Raw genomic sequence first — 2,941 nt, forward strand, 5'->3', positions numbered from 1 at the left:
CACATTGTTCTGCCCACCGCTGGCTCATGATGTCTCGGGCTTTGTGGGCGATAATTACTTGTTTTAGTTGCACAACCTATCTATTTTAGATTTTGGATTTTGGATTTTAGATTATTGAGATTTTAGAGTGAGCTCACAATCTATGGATTTAGGATTTTTGATTGTTAGATTTTAGGCTGATTGAAATATCTTAAAATGTTCGATCGCACAAATTGGTTTTGGACATCAGGTTAGATTTTAAACTATTTTTGAGCATTGCGAGGCAGAGCCTGTGGATCTGCGTTACCAGGATCTGCCTGGTAAGGAGAAAGCCGGGAATAAGAAATATTATTATGACCGCATTTCCACATCTTCCTTCTTCCTTCTTCCTGATGACGTTGTACGGAAAGCTCGGAGGCGACAGCAAAACATGACTGATGACTGATGACAACTAAGAGGGCGGGCACTCTTGGCACCGCCCCTACTGACTGATTACTGATGACTGATGACCAATGACTAATGACTAATGACTAATGACTAATGACTAATGACTAATGACTTCATCCATCAATACTTCGGGATTTGGGGCGCGGCCAGATAATGCTGGTATCGGATGCTAGCAGGCGAGAAACGGCGATCGCCCCAAAACGGTTGAGGTGGCTTGGATCGAAAAAAAAGTCGTTGCGGCCGGGCCACCGCTGGGACAAGTCGCGGAAAGCGAAGCCTTTTTGCTGCGAGAGTTGCTGCATTCGCTGCCGGAACTGCTGTTCTGCCCGCAGTCGCGCGGGATCTAAGTAGCCGTCGGTTAGGGGTAAATTGACGAAAATTAGGGGGATTTTGCGCGTTTTGGTAAATGCTACCACTGAGTTAAAGGCTGTTGCTTGTTTGCCGCCGAGGTTGAAGTTTTCGTAGTCGCGATCGTACCTACCTGAAACGTAGGGGCGTTGTTGATAATAGGTGTTGGGATTGTAGCGGGCCGATAGGGGCATGAATCCGTTGGAGTCGATCGAATTTGCGGATGCGCTGACTTGTCTGATTGCTACTGTTGTCGGCTGCGCGGCGTTAGAGGCAACGGGCAAGATGCCGGTGTTAGAGGCAACGGGCAAGATGCTGGTGTTAGAGGCAACGGGCAAGATGCCCGTTCCACCTGAGATGAATTTGATTGTGGGGCGGGCATCTTGCCCGCCCGATGCCCGAGCTCTGCGGAAAATACCATCGCCGCCGCCACCGCCACCGCCGCAGGGCTGCGGGAATTTGTAACATCGGGGAATCACCTTGGGTTCACCAGACGGGAGTTTGGGACGAATGCCTGCTGCTAAAAGTTGGCTGCCTTGTGAATCGACGATCGAATTAAAAGTGCGATCGTCCCGGCCGCTGTTAAATGCCCGCACGCCATCGGCCCAGACAATCATTTGAGGCAAATAATCCGGCTTCAAAAGCCGCCGCAGTTGAAAGTCAACTACTTGTGCAGTTGCACCGTTGATTGCAAAATTGAATATTTTTAAGCCCGGACGCCCGGACGCGGCCAAAGATTGTTTTAGCTGTTTGGGATCGACGCCTTGCAAGGCGCGGGAACTGCCGACAATCAAAACATCTGGCGGCCCGACAGTCGCAACGTAGGATAGGTAAAGTTCTAGTTGTTCGTTGAGCAAATCGCTGCTGAAACTAACTGTACTGGCGGCTTGCGATCGGGTTGCGCTCGCTTGCTGTTGCGAATAAACCAGGTTTCTTGTGTACTCGATGACTTTTTTCTCGGCAAACGCCCGCCGGGGACTGCCGGGGGGAACCGCTTGCATCCAAGCGACGGCTTGCACCCACAGGGCTGCTACTTCGTCCCAGTTTTCTTTTGAATTGGCCGATTGAGCCAAATTAGAAGCTTGGGTGGCAAAGCTAATTGACTCCGCAAATGGGTCGTTTTGGGTGCAGGAGGGAGCGCTGAGGGTTTTTTGGGTTTTGTTGGGGTTTCGAGCTAACACAGAGTTTGGCGGCTCTGCTAGGGCTGCCGCTTCGATGGTGTTAGATGCCCCGGAGTTTTTGGGCGGGTCGGGCTGCGAACATCCGGCTGTTAGGGCGATCGCGGTTGCGGCGGCGCAGGTAAGTTTTAAGATGTTAGTGGTCAGGCTAGCAATATAGCGGCGAATCATACAGCTTTCACCGTTGGCGAAACATTAGTAGATATTACCGCAAACGGCAAGATGTGTCTGGCGATCGCGACTTTAATTTCGTATTTCTGTATGGGATTCGATGACTGCTTCGGCTTGCAGGGCGATCGATCGCAATTTATCAAGAGTATCTTGCTTCGCACTCTGCCACAACCCCCGCTGGCGAGCTTCTAGCAATCTTTCCGCCATATCCCGCAGCGCCCAAGGGTTATTTTCTTGGATAAATCCCTGCACTTTTTCATCAAAAATGTAAGCCTCTGCAATTCCTTCATACATAAAATCTTCTACACAATTTGCCGTCGCATCGTAAGCAAACAAAAAATCCACCGTTGCAGCAATTTCAAAAGCACCTTTATAACCGTGGCGCATCGCCCCTTCAATCCATTTCGGATTTACCGCCCTGCTGCGATAAACCCGCGCTATTTCTTCTTTCAGTTTTCGCACTTTCGGATTTTCGGGAATCGAATTATCGCCAAAATAGGTTTCAGGATTTTTGCCTTGCAAATTGCGAATTGCCGCCGTCATTCCGCCTTGGAATTGATAATAATCATCGGAGTCGAGGATGTCGTGTTCGCGGTTGTCTTGGTTTTGCAGAACTATTTGCATTTGGCCGAGGCGTTTTTCAAATGCTTCGGGCGCACAACATCCCCATTCACGCCCGGTAAATTCACCCCCCCTAGCCCCCCCTTGCGAAGGGGGGGGACAAGAGTTGGAATTAGGCTGAGAAATTAATTCACCCCCCCTAGCCCCCCCTTGGTAAGGGGGGGGACAAGAGTTGGAATTAGGCTGAGAAATTAATT

At 50.1% G+C, this 2,941-nt stretch carries 2 protein-coding genes; both read right to left on the reverse strand.

What is annotated here, in order from left to right; all coding sequences use genetic code 11:
* Positions 1-539: 539 nt before the first annotated feature.
* Positions 540-2,123, reverse strand: a complete 1,584-nt coding sequence (locus WBA89_RS28905) for a hypothetical protein (protein WP_424411059.1) — start codon at positions 2,121-2,123, stop codon at positions 540-542.
* 72 nt (positions 2,124-2,195) lie between these two features.
* The coding region (locus WBA89_RS28910; RefSeq protein WP_424411060.1) for a cobaltochelatase subunit CobN at positions 2,196-2,941 on the reverse strand (746 nt) is incomplete at its 5' end.

It is taken from the genome of Microcoleus sp. (assembly GCF_049646505.1).
In the GTDB taxonomy this organism is placed as follows: domain Bacteria; phylum Cyanobacteriota; class Cyanobacteriia; order Cyanobacteriales; family Microcoleaceae; genus Microcoleus.